Raw genomic sequence first — 15,064 nt, 5'->3', positions numbered from 1 at the left:
GGCCGTGCTCAAGGCGACTCTGCGCAGCTTCCTCGCCCACAAGGGGCGGCTGCTCCTCTCCGCGCTGGCCGTCGTGCTGTCCGTGGCGTTCGTCGCCGGCAGCCTGATCTTCTCGGACACGGTCACCCGTACCTTCGACCGGCTCTTCGCCTCCACCTCGGCGGATGTGACCGTGTCGCCCAGGAACGACCTCGACTCACAGATCCCGACCGGCGCCACCCCGACCCTGCCCGCCTCGCTCGCGGACCGGCTGGCGAAGGTCGACGGCGTCGCGGCCGCCCATGTCGACGCGGCCGTCGAGAACCTCACCATCGTCGACCGCGGGAACGAGTCGGTCGGGCCGACCTCGGGCGCACCGACCATCGCCACCAACTGGCAGCCCAGTGAACGCAGTCCGGTGAAACTGACCTCCGGTCACGCTCCGCACGGCGCCGGCGAGGCGCTGCTCGACGCGGACACCGCCGACCGCAAGCACGTCCGCATGGGCGACACCCTGACGGTGCAGGCGCAACCCGGCACGTTCGAGGTGCGGATCGTCGGCATCGCCACCTTCACCACCACCAACCCCGGTGCCGCGCTGCTGTTCCTCGACACCCCGACCGCGCAGACCAGGCTGCTGGGCAGCACCGCGGCCGCCACGAGCATCTCGCTGGACGCGGCGCCCGGTGTCGACGACGCCGTGCTCAAGCAGCACGTCGCGGCCGAACTCGGCACGAGGACGTACGACTTGAAGACGGCCGACGAACAGGCCAAGGACGCCGCCGCACAACTGGGCGGCTTCCTGGACGTCATCAAGTACGTGATGCTCGGCTTCGCCGGGATCGCCGTGCTCGTCGGTGTCTTCCTCATCGTCAACACCTTCTCGATGCTCATCGCCCAACGCACCCGCGAGCTGGGCCTGTTGCGTGCGCTGGGCGCGGACCGACGGCAGGTGCGACGGTCGGTGCTGACCGAGGCGCTGCTGCTCGGGCTGGTCGGCTCGACACTCGGTCTGGCCGCCGGGATCGGGCTCGCCCTCGGGCTGATCAAGCTGATGACCGCGTTCGGGATGAACCTGAAGTCGACCGAGATGGTGATCGGTTGGGGGACCCCCGTCGCGTCCTACGTCGTCGGGGTGGGCGTCACCTTCGTGGCGGCGTACCTCCCCGCCCGCCGCGCGGCCGGGGTCTCCCCGATGGCGGCCCTCGCGGACGCCGAGGTCGCGGGACTGGGAAGGCCGATGCGGGTACGGGGGGTCGCGGGCTCGGTCGTGGGGCTGGCGGGCGTCGCCGCGCTCGGCGGGTGCGTCGCGGCGTCGAAGACCTCGACGGCCGGCTCACTGCTGGGACTCGGGGTCGTACTGACCCTGGTGGCGACGGTGATCGCGGGCCCGCTCCTGGTCCGACCGGTGATCAAGGTTCTCGGCGGGGCCTTCCCCGCGCTGTTCGGGTCGGTCGGCCGGATGAGCCAGCGCAACGCGCTGCGCAATCCCCGGCGCACCGGTGCCACCGCGTCCGCCCTGATGGTGGGCCTGGCCCTGGTCGGCGGGATGTCCGTGGCGAGCGCCTCCATGAGCAAGTCCTTCGACCAGCAGATCGACAAGACGCTGGGCGCCGACTTCGTCATCCAGAACAGCAACTTCGTGCCGTTCTCGCCGGAGGTCACCGACAAGGTGCGGGGCACGGACGGCGTCGCTCTCGTGGTCCGCCAGCGGTTCACCCCGGTCGCGGTGCGACTGCCGGACGGCAAGCGGATCAAGACGACCGCCGCGGGCTACGATCCACGGCTCGACGACGTCGCCCATCTCACCTACGCCCAGGGGGACACCGCGGCGGCGCTGGGCGCGGGGCATCTCGCCATGGACGCGAAGTTCGCGCGGGAGCACGGGGTTCGGGTGGGCAGCACGGTCCCGGTCGAGTTCCCCGCCGGGCGGCACGCCGAGCTGACGGTGGCCGCGCTCACCGACCAGGAGTCCGCCGAGGGGTTCGGCATGCAGGGGGGCCTGTACGTCGGTTTCGGCACGATCGAGAAGTACGTGCCGGGCGGACAGGACTCCACGCTGTACGTGAACGCGGCTTCGGGCACGGGCGCCGACCGGCTGCGCCCCCTGCTGGAGAAGACGCTCGAGCCGTATCCGCAGGTACAGGTGCGCGACCAGGCCGACTACAAGAAGCTGGTCCACGACCAGATCGCGGTACTGCTCTATCTCGTGTACGCGCTGCTCGGACTCGCGATCGTCATCGCGGTGCTCGGTGTGGTCAACACCCTGGCACTGTCGGTCGTCGAGCGCACCCGGGAGATCGGACTGCTGCGCGCCATCGGCCTCGGCCGCCGCCAGTTGCGCCGGATGATCCGCCTGGAGTCGGTGGTGATCGCCGTGTTCGGCGCGGTCCTCGGTCTCGTGCTGGGACTGGTCTGGGGCGTCTGTGTACAGCAGGTGCTCGCGCTCCAGGGCCTGACGGCGTTCGCCGTTCCCTGGGCCACCATCGCCGCGGTGGTAGTGGGTTCGGCCGTCGTGGGCATCGTCGCGGCACTGCTGCCGGCGCTGCGGGCGTCGCGCATGAACGTGCTGGCGGCGATCGCGCACGAGTGAGGCGCGCGGGTCCGCTCCGACCCCTTGGCGACAAGTCGCCCGTGAGTGAGGAGAGTTCGTGCCTTCGTCCGTGCGCCCGTTCCGTTTCGGTGTCAACCTGCTCTCCCCCGCGCCCGCCGACGCGTGGCGCGCGAAGTGCCGCCGGGCCGAGGAACTCGGCTACGACGTGATCCTGGTCCCCGACCATCTGGGCATGCCCGCTCCGTTCCCGTCCCTGGTGGCCGCGGCGGAGGCCACCGCGCGCCCGCGTCTGGGCACCTTCGTGCTCAACTCCGGTTTCTGGAACCCCACGCTGCTGGCGCGCGAGGTGGCCGGCACGGACGCCCTCACGGGCGGCCGTCTCGAACTCGGGCTCGGTACCGGGTACATCCGGGCGGAGCACGACGCGGCGGGCCTCCCCTGGGGCTCCGCGGGAGAGCGCGTCGACCGTCTCCTGCGCACGGTGGAGGAGCTCGACCGGCTCCTCGGCCCCGACGGACACCGGCCGCGAGCCGTGCAGAAGCCCCGCGTGCCGCTGCTGATCGGCGCGAACGGCGACCGGATGCTGCGGCTGGCCGCCGAGCACGCGGACATCGTCGCGTTCACCGGAGCGCGCACCACGCCGGGCGGGGCGCTGGAACCGCTCACCGCCGAGGAACTCGACGAACGCGTCGCCGTGTACCGGGAACACGCCGCGGTACGCGCGGCACCCGCCGAGTTCAATCTGCTGATCCAGATCGTCGCCGTCACCGACGACCCCCGCGCCGCGGTCCGGCCCTGGCTCCCCCGCCTACCGGGGCTGACCGAGGACCGGGTCCTGGAGCTGCCGATCGTCCTGGCGGGCACGTCGGAGCAGGTGGTGGAGCGGGTGCGGAGGCTGCGCGAACGGTACGGGTTCTCCTACCTGACGGTGCTGGAGCCGAACATGGAGGTGTTCGCGCCCGTCGTGGAGGCGCTGCGCGGAACGTGACGCCGGCGACCGGCGCGCGGCCAGGGCGCGCCGCGGGCCTGTTCCCGCGATCCGCCCTCGGCCGCATCCTGTGACCCGTCCTCGCGGCGTGGGCCGCGACCTGTCCGTCCTCGCGGCGTGGGCCGCGGCCTGTCCGTCCTCGCGGCGTGGGCCGCGGCCTGTCCGTCCTCGCGCCGTGGGCCGCCGCCTGCCCTTGTGGCCGTCCTGCGGCCTGCCCTCGGGGCCGTCCGGATCATGGCGTCCCAGATCGTGGAATTCCGGGTCGCCCCTCGGGGCGCGTGATGGGATCGGCGCATGACCGACCTGATGATCCGGCCCGCGACGCCCGAGGACCTCGACGCCGTGCTGGCCTTCTGGAAGGCCGCCGCCGAGGGCACGAGCATCACTGACGACCGGGACGGCGTGGAGCGGCTGGTCGCCCGTGACCCCGAGGCGCTGATCCTCGCCGAGCGGGAGGGAGAACTCGTGGGGACGGTGATCGCGGGTTTCGACGGCTGGCGCTGCCATCTGTACCGCCTGGCGGTCCGTCCCGGGCGACGGCGGCTCGGGATCGGCTCGGCGCTGCTCGCCGCGGCCGAGGAGCGGTTCGTACGGCTCGGGGGGCGGCGCGGGGACGCGATGGTGCTGCGACGGAACGAGACCGCGCAGCATGCGTGGCGGGCGGCCGGGTACGCGCCGGAGGAGGCATGGCGACGGTGGGTGAAACCGCTCGTCGGCTAGGACCCGCCCCCCGGGGGAGGGACTCTTTGCTCATCCTTTACCATTGGAGGATCGTCAGATCACCACATCCTCCAATGGCTGCGTCGGCTCGGCCGGCTCAGTCGGTTCAGTGAAAGGTGTGAGCGTCCGCCCATGGGCGAACCTCCCGGTACCCGACATCGCGCGATCCCCCCGACCCTGGCCGATCATGGGACGGAGGTGACCCGATGACCGAAGTACTCCTCCTGCTGGTGGCGGTACTGCTCTCGCTGGCCTGCGGCGCCTTCGTCGCGGCGGAGTTCTCGCTGACCACGGTCGAGCGCAGCGAGCTGGAGCGTGCCGTCGAACGCGGCGAGCGCGGCGCCGCGGGCGCCCTCAAGGCCGTACGGAACCTCACCTTCCAGCTCTCCGGCGCCCAGCTCGGCATCACCGTCACCAATCTGGTCGTCGGCATGCTCTCCGAGTCGTCGATCGCCAAGCTCATCGCCGGGCCCCTGGAGTCGGCCGGGATCTCCCCCTCCGCGTCGATGTCGGTGGCCCTGGTCATCGGTACGGCGCTGTCGACCCTCTTCCTGATGGTCGTCGGCGAGCTGGTGCCCAAGAACTGGGCGATCTCCGCGCCGCTCGCCGTGGCCAGGCGGGTGGCGACGCCACAGCGCTGGTTCAGCGCCGCGTTCCGCCCGTTCATCACGCATCTCAACAACACCGCGAACCGTGTCGTACGCCGTTTCGGCCTCGAACCCGCCGAGGAGCTCGCCTCCGCGCGCGGGCCCCAGGAGCTGGTGGCCCTCGCCCGGCACTCCGCGAAGCAGGGCGCCCTGGAGGCGGACACCGCGGAGCTGTTCGTGCGCACACTGAACCTCGCCGACCTGTCCGCGGAGAACGTGATGACCCCGCGCGTCCAGGTCATCGCGCTGGACCTCCAGGCGACCTGCGAGGACGTGGCGAACGCGACGCGGGCGACCGGCCTGTCCCGCTTCCCGGTGCACCGCGGCAGTCTCGACGCCGTCGTCGGCATCGCGCACATCAAGGACGTCCTGGCACTGCCCGCCGAACGCAGGGTCCGCACCCCCGTCTCCCAGATCATGCGCGAGCCGCTGTTCGTACCGGAGTCGCTGACCGTCGACCGGCTGCTCGACCGGCTCTCCGGCAAGCGCACCATGGCCGTCGTCATCGACGAGTACGGCGGCACGGCCGGGGTCGCCACCCTCGAGGACATCGTCGAGGAGGTCGTCGGTGAGGTCCGCGACGAGCACGACCCCCACGAGACCCCGGACCTCGCACCGGCCGACGCCGACAGCGAGGGGCGCAGCCTGTACTCGGCCGACGGGGCGGCCCGCACGGACCAGCTGGCCCGCCTCGGGCTGCGCGTCCCGGACGGCCCGTACGAGACACTGGCCGGCTTCCTCGCGACCGAACTCGGCCGCATTCCGGCCGTCGGGGACAGCGTCGAGGTCGCCGGGTGGCAGCTCCAGGTGGTGGACGCCTCGGGGCGGCGGGCCGCACGGGTGCTGCTGCACGCACCGCTCGACCACCACGAGGAAGGGACGCGATGACCGCCGTACAACTGCTGATCGGCCTGGCGACGCTGGTCGTGAACGCATTCTTCGTGGGTGCCGAGTTCGCGCTGATCTCGGTGCGCCGCAGCCAGATCGAGCCCCATGCCGAGCGGGGCGACCGCAGGGCGAGCAGTGTGCTGTGGGGCCTGGAGCACGTGTCCGCGCTGCTGGCGGCCGCGCAGCTGGGCATCACCCTGTGCACGCTGGTCCTCGGCATCGTGGCCGAGCCCGCGATCGCCCACCTGCTGGAGCCGGTGTTCCACGCCGCGGGCGTGTCGCAGGGCGCGGGTCACGCGGTCTCGTTCGTGATCGCGCTCACCCTGGCGACGTATCTGCACATGCTGTTCGGCGAGATGGTCCCGAAGAACATCGCGCTCGCGGAGCCGGTGCGCACCGCGCTGGTGCTCGGGCCGCCCCTGATCGGACTCTCCCGCGCCCTGCGTCCGGTGATCTTCACCGTCAACGCCTTCGCCAACAGCCTGCTGGCACTCCTGCGGGTCGAGACGAAGGACGAGGTCGCGGCGGCCTTCTCCGACGACGAACTGGCCCGGCTGGTCAAGGACTCCGGAGCGGCCGGGCTCATCGACGACCGCGCCCAGGAGCGGCTGCACGACGTCCTGGAGCTCGGGCGCCGGCCCGTGCGCGACGTCGTCCTCCCGCTGGAGGGCGTCGTGTACGCGAGTGTGGGCGTCACCCCCGAGGGGCTGGAGCGACTGTCCGCCGAGTCCGGGTTCTCGCGCTTCCCGGTGGTGGACGAGGGGCGCCGCATCGTCGGCTATCTGCACGTCAAGGACGCGCTGGACGCGGTGCCGCGCGACGTGCCGTTCCAGGTGGCGGACATGCGGTCCATCGCGCGCGTCCGGGAGAGCACCCCGCTGGACGACGTCCTCACCGCGATGCGGCGCAGCCGGACGCATCTCGCGGCGGTCATGGGCAGCGACGGACGTCTCTCGGGGCTGGTGACGATGGAGGACGTGCTGCGGGAGCTGTTCGGTCAGGTGGTGTGACGCCTCGGCCGGTCGGCGCGGGGCGGGCGGACGGGCGGACGGGCGGACGGGCGGACGGGCGGACGGGCGGACGGGCGAGGGTGCCCACGCGTCGTACATCGGGGGCCGTGCGACGGGAGCCGTGTGACGGGGGCCGACGCGCTGGGCCCGCCCGTCGGCCCCGCACCCGGGAGGCCCGACCGACCGACGAGTATGCGCGCGGGTTACCATCTTTTCCGCCATGCAGACGAATGCCACCTACACCAGTCTTGTCGCGGTCGGCGACTCCTTCACCGAGGGCATGTCGGACCTGTTGCCCGACGGCTCGTACCGCGGCTGGGCCGACATCCTGGCCGGCCGGATGGCCGCGCTGACCCCCGGCTTCCGCTATGCCAACCTCGCGGTGCGCGGCAAGCTCATCGGGCAGATCGTCGCCGAGCAGGTGGACGTGGCCGTCGCGATGCGGCCCGACGTGATCACCCTGGTCGGCGGCCTCAACGACACCCTGCGCCCCAAGGTCGACATGGGGCGGGTCCGCGGGCTGCTCGAGGAGGCCGTGGAGCGGCTCGCCCCCGCCTGCGAGCAGCTCGTCCTGATGCGCAGCCCGGGCCGCAACGGCCCGGTGCTCGAACGGTTCCGGCCGCGCATGGAGGAGCTCTTCGGTCTCGTCGACGACCTGGCGAAGCGGCACGGCGCGCTGGTCGTCGATCTGTACGGGGCGCCGTCGCTCTCCGATCCCCGGATGTGGGACGTGGACCGGCTGCACCTGACGGCCGACGGGCACCGCAGGGTCGCCGAGGCGGTCTGGCAGACCCTCGGCCTCGCGGCGGAGGACCCCGACTGGCACGCGCCGGTGCCGCCCACGGCGCCGCCCGGCTGGACGGCCCGCCGCACCGCCGACGTCCGCTTCGCCAGGCAGCACCTCCTGCCGTGGATAGGCCGACGGCTCACGGGCCGCTCGTCGGGCGACGGGCGCCCGGCCAAACGGCCGGAGCTGCTGCCGTACGAGGGTCCGCCGGGGTAGGCGTTCCGTTCCGGGGCGCTTTCGTAGCTTCCTCCGACAAACCCCCCGGCGCCGACCTGCAGGAACCGCCAGTAGAATCCGTACACGTGACTGTCGCGCCCGCAAAGCCCCGTATCCCCAACGTCCTCGCCGGACGCTATGCCTCCGCCGAGCTCGCCACGCTCTGGTCCCCCGAGCAGAAGGTGAGGCTGGAGCGTCAGCTCTGGCTCGCCGTGCTGCGGGCGCAGAAGGACCTCGGGATCGAGGTGCCGGACGCCGCCGTCGCCGACTACGAGCGGGTTCTCGACCAGGTCGACCTGGCGTCGATCGCCGAGCGCGAGAAGGTCACCCGGCACGACGTGAAGGCGCGGATCGAGGAGTTCAACGACCTCGCCGGGCACGAACAGGTGCACAAGGGCATGACGTCCCGGGACCTCACCGAGAACGTCGAGCAGTTGCAGATCCGGCTCTCGCTCGAGCTGATGCGCGACCGCACGGTGTCCGTACTGGCGCGGCTCGGCAAGCTCGCCGGCGAGTACGCCGAGCTGGTCATGGCGGGCCGCTCGCACAACGTCGCGGCGCAGGCGACCACCCTCGGCAAGCGTTTCGCGACCGCCGCCGACGAGCTGCTCGTCGCGTACGGCCGGGTCGAGGAGCTGCTCGGCCGCTACCCGCTGCGCGGCATCAAGGGCCCGGTCGGCACGGCGCAGGACATGCTGGACCTGCTGGACGGGGACGCGGCGAAACTCGCGGACCTGGAGCAGCGCGTGGCCGGACACCTCGGTTTCTCGCAGGCTTTCACCTCCGTCGGCCAGGTCTATCCGCGGTCGCTGGACTACGAGGTCGTCACCGCGCTGGTGCAACTGGCGGCCGCCCCGTCGTCGCTGGCCAAGACGATCCGGCTGATGGCCGGGCACGAGCTGGTCACCGAGGGCTTCAAGCCGGGCCAGGTCGGCTCGTCCGCCATGCCGCACAAGATGAACACCCGCTCCTGCGAGCGCGTCAACGGTCTGATGGTCATCCTGCGCGGCTACGCTTCGATGACCGGTGAGCTGGCGGGCGACCAGTGGAACGAGGGCGACGTCTCCTGCTCGGTGGTGCGCCGGGTCGCGCTGCCCGACGCGTTCTTCGCGCTCGACGGTCTGCTGGAGACCTTCCTCACCGTTCTCGACGAGTTCGGCGCGTTCCCCGCCGTCGTCGCCCGCGAGCTCGACCGCTACCTGCCGTTCCTCGCCACCACCAAGGTCCTCATGGGCGCGGTGCGGGCCGGCGTCGGCCGCGAGGTCGCGCACGAGGCGATCAAGGAGAACGCGGTCGCCTCCGCCCTCGCGATGCGCGAGCAGGGCGCCGAACGCAACGAGCTGCTGGACAAGCTCGCCGCGGACGAACGCATCCCGCTCGACCGCGCGCAGCTCGACGAGCTGATGGCCGACAAGCTGTCCTTCACGGGCGCCGCCGCCGACCAGGTCGCCGTCGTCGTCGGCCGTATCGAGGAGATCGTGAAGCAGCACCCGGAGGCCGCGGGCTACACGCCGGGGGCGATCCTCTGACGCGGCTGACCCCCGCGGACCTGGAGGCCGCCCGCGACCGGCTCGTGCCGGATGTCGTCGCGGACGGCCTCGACGTTCTGTTCTGCGGTATCAACCCCGGTCTGATGACGGCCGCCACGGGCCATCATTTCGCCCGACCCGGCAACCGGTTCTGGCCGGTGCTCCACCTGTCGGGCTTCACACCCCGTCTGTTGAAGCCCTCGGAACAGGACGAACTGCTGTCGTACGGGCTCGGCATCACCAACGTGGTGGCGCGGGCGACGGCGCGGGCCGACGAACTGACCCCGGACGAGTACCGGGAGGGCGGCCGGCTGCTCGTCGCGAAGGTGGAGCGGCTGCGGCCGCGCCTGCTCGCGGTGGTGGGGGTGACCGCGTACAGGTCGGCGTTCGGCGAACGCCGGGCGGCGATCGGCCCGCAGGAGCGCACGATCGGGTCCAGCCGGGTGTGGGTGCTGCCGAATCCCAGTGGGCTCAACGCGCACTGGACGGCCGCGACGATGGCGGAGGAGTTCGGACGCCTGCGGTCGGCCGCCGCCGGGGACCGGCACGGTTAGTCGCCGGGTCACGCGTCCCGGCGGCGTCGACTCGCCGCGTCACGCGCACCAGTCACGCGCCCCGGTGTCACGCGCCCCGGTGTCACGCGCCCCGGGTCACACGTCCCGGGTCACGCGTCCCGGCGGCGCACACTCCACGCGCCCGCGAGCAGTGCGCCGACGGCCCACAGCGCGGTCACCCCGAGCCCGGCCCAGGGTCCCGGGCCGCCGTCCGCCGATTCGTGCAGTACCGCCTGTCCCGCCCTGTCGGGCAGGAAGTCGGCCACGGTGCCCGAGGCTCCCCCGACGACGAAGGAAACGATCAGGAGGAACGGGACGAGGATGCTCAGGGTGGCGACACCGCTGCGCAGAACGGCCGCGAGCCCCGCGGCGAACAGGGCCATCAGCGTAAGATAGACGGCACAGCCGACGACGCCGCGCAGTTCCTCCCCCGTGCTCAGCCCGCTCGCCCTGTCTCCCAGCACCGAGGTGCCCACGGCCAGGCTCGCACCTCCTGTGACCAGACCGGTCACCAGTGCAGGTCCGGCGATCGCCACCGCCTTGGCGAGGAACCACCGCACCCGGTCGGGGACCGCGGCGAGCGAGACGCGCAGGGCGCCGCCCCGGAACTCGGCCGAGACCGCCTGCGCGCCGAAGGTGATCGCCGCGATCTGCCCGAAGCTGACGCCGAAGAACACCGAGAACAGCGGGTCGAAGTCCTGGTCCCCCGAGTCGTCGAGGCCGGCCAGCGCCGAGAAGGCCGTGGTGGCCAGGAGGACGGCGACGAGTCCCCCGACGAGCGACCGCAGCGTACGGATCTTGATCCACTCGGCGCGGAGCGCGGGTACGAACGCCATGGTCATGCCTCCTGAGGCTGCGTCGGGGCCGGTCTGCCGGCGAACTCCGTCTCGTTCGCGGTCAGATCCAGGTATGCCTGCTCCAACGTCGCCTCCTCCGCCGCGAGTTCGAGGATCGGCAGGTTCGCGGCCGCCGCGAGGCGCCCGATGTCGTCCACGCGGGCGTCGAGGGCGGTCCAGCGTCCGTCCTCCCCCTGGACCGCCTCGATGCCGTGCCGGGACAGCAGGTCGCCCAGCGCGGCCCCTTCCGTGGTGCGCACCCGTACCCGGGGCTGTACGCGCGCGTCGATGAACTCGCGCATGGGCGTGTCGGCGAGGAGCCGGCCCCGGCCGAGGACGACGAGGTGGTCGGCGAAGGACGCGGTCTCGTTCATGAGGTGGCTGGACACGAGGACCGTGCGGCCCTCCCGGGCCATCCCGCGCATCAACTCCCGGATCCAGATGATCCCTTCGGGGTCGAGCCCGTTCGACGGCTCGTCCAGCAGCACCACGGGCGGGTCACCGAGGAGCGCGGCGGCGATGCCGAGGCGCTGGCGCATGCCCAGGGAGTACGTCCTCACCCGGCGCCGCGCGACCGACGCGAGTCCCGCCTCCTCGAGGACCTCGTCCACACGCCGTTCGGTGACGCGGTTGCTCGCGGCGAGCGCGCGCAGATGGTCGCGGGCGGTCCGCGATCCGTGCGCGGCCCCCGCGTCGAGCAGGGCACCCACGAGCCGCAGCGGCTCGTGGAGGCCGGCGTAGGCGCGGCCCCCTATACGGGCGCTGCCGGACGTCGGCCGGTCCAGGCCCAGGACGAGCCGCATGGTGGTCGACTTCCCGGCGCCGTTGGGGCCGAGGAATCCGGTGACGCGGCCCGGGAGGACACGGAAGGTGAGGTGGTCCACGGCGCGTCCGCCGCCGTACTCCTTGGTCAGGTCTTGGACGTCGATGCTGGTCATGGGATCAGCTTGGCCGTCGCTGACCGGCCGTCACCTCCCCCGCGGGTGGCGATCGTCTCCCCCGCCCGGGGGAGGCCGACCGCCCGTGCCGCCTGGCACGATGGCGCGATGGCCCGCCTTCTGCGCCCGCTGTGCCGGGGGACGACGTACACCCGCCTGCTGCATCTGTGGGTGCCCATGCTGTTCGTCAGCGTGTGGCTGTTCATCGACATGTCGAAGCCCTGGGTACCCGCGGCGCTGCTGATCCCGCTGGGGCTGATCCCGGCCGTGCGGCGCGGCGAGGGCGTGCAGGCGCGCCACATGCTGGCGCGCGACAGCGAGGACTCGGCCATCTCGGTCACGCCCTCGGCCACGTGGCGGGACAGATGGCGGACCGTGCTCTGGCTGGAGGCGCGGATGGTGATGAGTGTGGCGGTCTCCGTGCTGTCCGTCTGGGCGCCGGCGATCGCCGTCGACGTGCTCAGGGCGGCGTGGAGCCCGGTCGACGGCCCGGTCGTGTCGGTGTCCCATCCGCACTGGGCCTACGCGCTCCTCGTCCCGTTCCCGCTGCTCGCCCTCTACGGAGGGGTGGTCGGCCTCGGCGAGCTGACCACGGCCGTCGCGCGCCGTCTTCTCGGTCCGTCCCCCGCCGAGCGGCTCTCCGCCCTGGAGGAGCGCACCGAGCAGCTTCTGGAGCGCACGCGCATCGCCCGTGAGCTGCACGACTCGATCGGTCACGCGCTGACGGTGGCGGTGGTGCAGGCGGGCGCCGCGCGGGCGGCCGGCGACCCCGCGTTCACCGACCGGGCCCTCGGTGCCATCGAGGACACCGGCCGGGCGGCCCTGGAGGATCTCGAACGGGTACTCGGTGTGCTGCGGGAGCCGGGGCGGCCGGCGAGCGGCAGACCGACGCTGACCGAGGCCGACCGGCTCCTGGACTCGGCGCGCGCCTCGGGGGCGGCGGTGGACGCCGAGGTGACGGGTCCGCTGGAGACCGTGCCGGGGCCGGTGTCCCGCGAGGGGTACCGCATCCTGCAGGAGTCGCTCACCAATGTGCTGCGGCACGCGGGCGGTGTGCCGGTCCGGGTGCGGATCGCGGTCGACGGCGGCAGCCTCGGCCTCGAGGTCCGCAGTCCGCTGAACGGAGAGGTACCGGGGCCGGGCCGCGGCAGCGGTCTGCGCGGGATACGGGAGCGGGCGGCGCTGCTCGGCGGACGGGCGCGAACCGGACCCGACGCGGGTGACTGGCAGGTGCGCGTGGACCTGCCGCTGCGCTGATCCCGGTCGGCATCCACTGAACCGTGCCGGACGGCACCGGCCGCGCACAGTGCTCCGGTAGTGCTCCGGTCGGTTGCCGGGCCGCGCCCCTGACGGTCCGTAGGACGTGATCTACGCTGGCCCGATGCCGGTCACCGTTCTCCTCGTCGACGACGAACCCCTCGTACGGGCCGGGCTGCGCGCCGTTCTGGAGTCGCAGCCGGACATCGAGGTGGTCGGGGAGGCGGCCGACGGCGCCGCGGTGATCCCCCTGGTACGGCGGCTGCGGCCGGACGTGGTCGCCATGGACGTCCGCATGCCCCTCATGGACGGCATCGAGGCCACCCGGGCGGTGCTGCGGACCGTCAGCGATCCACCGAAGATCCTCGTGGTGACGACGTTCGAGAACGACGAGTACGTCTACGAGGCGCTGCGCGCGGGTGCCGACGGATTCCTGCTGAAGCGGGCACGGCCCGCCGAGATCGTGCACGCCGTACGGCTGGTCGCCGAGGGCGAGTCCCTGCTCTTCCCCGCGTCCGTAAGGCAGTTGGCCGCCGCGTACGGGAACGGCACGGGCAGTCCCGCGGCACGGGCGGCCATGGAGCGGGCCGCGCTGACCGAGCGGGAGACGGACGTGCTGCGGCTGATGGCGCGAGGGCTGTCGAACGCGGAGATCGCGGCGCGGCTGGTGGTCGGCACGGAGACCGTGAAGTCGCATGTCAGTGCCGTACTGGCGAAACTGGGCGCCCGGGACCGCACTCAGGCGGTGATCGCGGCGTACGAGTCGGGGTTCGTGGCCCCGGGCTGAGAACGACCCGCCGGTGACGAAGGGGTCCCCGGCCCTCGCCGCAGCGCGCCGCGCCGAGTACGATCCGGCCAACACGCGCGCTAGCTGGGAGGACGGACGTTGGGGCGGTTGACCGGCGGGGACCCTTCTCTGCTGCGAAGGATCAATTCCGCGGTGGTGCTGCACGCGCTGCGGGCCACCGACTGCGCGACCCTCACCGAGGTCACCCGGGTGACGGGGCTGTCGCGACCCACGGTCGAGGGCGTCGTCGAAGGGCTGATCGAGGCCGGACTCGTGGTCGAGAAGGCGGCCGAGGAGGGCGCCGCCCGGCGCCAGGGGCGCCCGGCACGCCGGTTCAGGTTCCGGGCCGAGGCGGGTCATCTGCTGGGGCTGGAGATCGGTCCGCACCGCGTCAGCGTGCTCCTGGCCGATCTGGACGGACGCGTCCTGGGCGCGCTCTCCAAGGAGGTCGACGAGACGGCGCCGGCGGACGAGCGGCTCGACCGGCTGCGTACAGCGGTCGCCGAGCTGCTGCGGCGGGCCGGCATCGCCCGCAGCTCACTGCGCGCGGTGGGCGTGGGGAGCCCCGGGATCGTCGAGGCGGACGGCACCGTACGGCTGGGCACGGCGTTGCCGGAGTGGACGGGGCTGCGGCTGGGCGAGCGGCTGAGCCGTTCCTTCAAGTGCCCGGTGCTGGTGGAGAACGACGCCAACGCGGCGGCGGTCGCCGAGCACTGGAAGGGTTCGGCGACCGAGTCGGACGACATGGTGTTCGTGCTGGCCGGGCTGAGCCCCGGCGCGGGTTCGCTGATCGGCGGTCGGCTGCACCGGGGATACGGGGGCGCCGCCGGAGAGATCGGGGCGCTGCATCTGCTGGGCAGCGAGGCGACCCCCGAGACGCTGCTGTCGACCACGGACGAGCCGCTGCACCCGCTCGACGAGCAGGCCGTCGCCGAGGTCTTCGCGCTCGCCAAGGGCGGCGACCAGCGGGCCCGCGCGGCGGTCGACCGCTTCATCCAGCGGCTCGTGCACGACGTGGCGGCCCTCGCCCTCGCCCTCGATCCCGAACTCGTCGTGATCGGCGGCTGGGCGGCCGGCCTGGACGGCGTACTGGAGCCGCTGCGGCGCGAGTTGGCCCGCTACTGTCTGCGGCCGCCCAAGGTGACGCTCTCCCTCCTGGGCGACGCCGCCATCGCGACGGGTGCACTGCGGCTGGCCCTCGACCATGTGGAGGAGGAGCTGTTCGCGGTGGAGGGGACCGTGACGGCACGCCGCTGAGGGTCGCTCGGCGTCGCCCGGCCCGACGCCGGGGACCGCACGCCGGGCCCCACGCCGAAGACCGGTCGGCGAGGCCCGGTTGACGAAAAGCCGTCGCGCCCCGGAGTGTCCGGGGCG

General features: G+C 72.7%; 13 protein-coding genes. 11 read left to right on the top strand and 2 right to left on the bottom strand.

Features of this window, described 5'->3' with window-relative positions:
• Positions 1-4: 4 nt before the first annotated feature.
• From ACFVTC_RS00570 to mug, 8 genes are all read left to right on the top strand, one after another.
• Positions 5-2,572 carry an FtsX-like permease family protein gene (locus ACFVTC_RS00570; RefSeq protein WP_390122450.1) on the top strand — a complete coding sequence of 856 codons (2,568 nt, stop codon included), beginning with the start codon at positions 5-7 and terminating at the stop codon, positions 2,570-2,572.
• Between the two features lie 58 nt (positions 2,573-2,630).
• Entirely contained in the window at positions 2,631-3,521 is an 891-nt protein-coding gene (locus ACFVTC_RS00565) for an LLM class F420-dependent oxidoreductase (protein ID WP_390122448.1), read from the top strand.
• A gap of 294 nt (positions 3,522-3,815) precedes the next feature.
• Entirely contained in the window at positions 3,816-4,241 is a 426-nt protein-coding gene (locus ACFVTC_RS00560) for a GNAT family N-acetyltransferase (RefSeq protein WP_390122446.1), read from the top strand.
• 206 nt (positions 4,242-4,447) lie between these two features.
• Complete coding sequence (locus tag ACFVTC_RS00555; RefSeq protein WP_390122444.1) at positions 4,448-5,776, top strand: hemolysin family protein; 1,329 nt, start codon at positions 4,448-4,450, stop codon at positions 5,774-5,776.
• On the top strand, positions 5,773-6,786 hold the full coding sequence (locus ACFVTC_RS00550; RefSeq protein ID WP_390122442.1) for a hemolysin family protein: 1,014 nt from the start codon (positions 5,773-5,775) through the stop codon (positions 6,784-6,786). Before ACFVTC_RS00555 ends, ACFVTC_RS00550 begins: the two co-directional genes overlap by 4 nt.
• 220 nt (positions 6,787-7,006) lie before the next feature.
• On the top strand, positions 7,007-7,789 hold the full coding sequence (locus ACFVTC_RS00545) for an SGNH/GDSL hydrolase family protein (RefSeq protein WP_390122440.1): 783 nt from the start codon (positions 7,007-7,009) through the stop codon (positions 7,787-7,789).
• Between the two features lie 86 nt (positions 7,790-7,875).
• On the top strand, positions 7,876-9,318 hold the full coding sequence (gene purB, locus ACFVTC_RS00540; RefSeq protein WP_390122437.1) for an adenylosuccinate lyase: 1,443 nt from the start codon (positions 7,876-7,878) through the stop codon (positions 9,316-9,318).
• Positions 9,315-9,872, top strand: coding sequence for a G/U mismatch-specific DNA glycosylase (mug, locus tag ACFVTC_RS00535; RefSeq protein ID WP_390123714.1), 558 nt, complete (start codon positions 9,315-9,317; stop codon positions 9,870-9,872). The genes purB and mug overlap by 4 nt, the downstream gene beginning before the upstream one ends.
• A gap of 110 nt (positions 9,873-9,982) precedes the next feature.
• Here mug and ACFVTC_RS00530 read toward each other — a convergent pair whose 3' ends face one another.
• Complete coding sequence (locus tag ACFVTC_RS00530; protein ID WP_390122435.1) at positions 9,983-10,708, bottom strand: ABC transporter permease; 726 nt, start codon at positions 10,706-10,708, stop codon at positions 9,983-9,985.
• 2 nt (positions 10,709-10,710) lie between these two features.
• Complete coding sequence (locus ACFVTC_RS00525) at positions 10,711-11,646, bottom strand: ABC transporter ATP-binding protein (RefSeq protein ID WP_390122433.1); 936 nt, start codon at positions 11,644-11,646, stop codon at positions 10,711-10,713.
• A 108-nt stretch (positions 11,647-11,754) separates the two neighbouring features.
• Here ACFVTC_RS00525 and ACFVTC_RS00520 point away from each other — a divergent pair, with 108 nt between their 5' ends.
• From ACFVTC_RS00520 to ACFVTC_RS00510, 3 genes are all read left to right on the top strand, one after another.
• Complete coding sequence (locus tag ACFVTC_RS00520) at positions 11,755-12,903, top strand: sensor histidine kinase (protein WP_390122431.1); 1,149 nt, start codon at positions 11,755-11,757, stop codon at positions 12,901-12,903.
• Positions 12,904-13,027: 124 nt separating this feature from the next.
• Positions 13,028-13,690, top strand: coding sequence for a response regulator (locus tag ACFVTC_RS00515; RefSeq protein WP_390122429.1), 663 nt, complete (start codon positions 13,028-13,030; stop codon positions 13,688-13,690).
• 99 nt (positions 13,691-13,789) lie between these two features.
• Positions 13,790-14,947, top strand: coding sequence for an ROK family transcriptional regulator (locus ACFVTC_RS00510; RefSeq protein WP_390122427.1), 1,158 nt, complete (start codon positions 13,790-13,792; stop codon positions 14,945-14,947).
• Positions 14,948-15,064 lie beyond the last annotated feature (117 nt).

The organism is Streptomyces sp. NPDC057950 (genome assembly GCF_042887295.1).
GTDB lineage: Bacteria > Actinomycetota > Actinomycetes > Streptomycetales > Streptomycetaceae > Streptomyces > Streptomyces kaempferi.
The sequence above is the reverse complement of the archived record's forward strand: the minus strand, read 5'-3'. Positions and strand labels throughout refer to the sequence as shown.